The organism is Campylobacter sp. 2018MI01 (genome assembly GCF_018501205.1).
In the GTDB taxonomy this organism is placed as follows: Bacteria; Campylobacterota; Campylobacteria; order Campylobacterales; family Campylobacteraceae; genus Campylobacter_E.
Map to the genome: position 1 here is coordinate 1 of NZ_JAHCZE010000157.1, position 443 is coordinate 443.

2 protein-coding genes are annotated in these 443 nt (G+C 49.0%); one reads left to right on the plus strand and one right to left on the minus strand.

The window, feature by feature from the left end; translation table 11 throughout:
- Window positions 1-260 (plus strand): YsaB family lipoprotein (locus tag KJQ97_RS09460; RefSeq protein WP_214120700.1); only part of this gene is annotated, 260 nt, incomplete at its 5' end.
- Here the strand turns inward: KJQ97_RS09460 and KJQ97_RS09465 are convergent.
- Window positions 240-443, minus strand: a 204-nt coding sequence (locus KJQ97_RS09465) for a hypothetical protein (RefSeq protein ID WP_214120701.1), incomplete at its 5' end; no start/stop codon positions are given. The genes KJQ97_RS09460 and KJQ97_RS09465 overlap by 21 nt on opposite strands.

Here is a 443-nt window from a genome sequence, read left to right on the forward strand (position 1 = left end):
TGGTGGGATGCACAGCGACACCTCCACCGACGCAAAAAGCCCAGCAGAGTAAAGTGAGCCCAACACGCACGCTGGATATGGAAGCATTGTGTAAAGCTCAGGCGGCGCAGCGTTACAATACTGGCGCACAGAAAATTGCTGTTACCGGTTTCGAACAGATTCAGGGGAGCTATGAGATGCGTGGTACTACTTTCCGTAAAGAGAGTTTTGTCTGCTCTTTTGATGCAGATGGGCAGTTTTTACATCTTTCTATGCGGTAAAAGCCGCGCCTGGTGAGGTGTGATGCCGCGAAATCCGGCAATTTTCGCTAAACAAACCGGTTTCATACTGTATATCTCGCATCCAGCGGGTATACTGGCTCCTTCCTTTAAATCCACACGTATCCAGCACGAAATAATATGCAAAAGTTTGATACCAGGACCTTCCAGGGCTTGATCCTGACC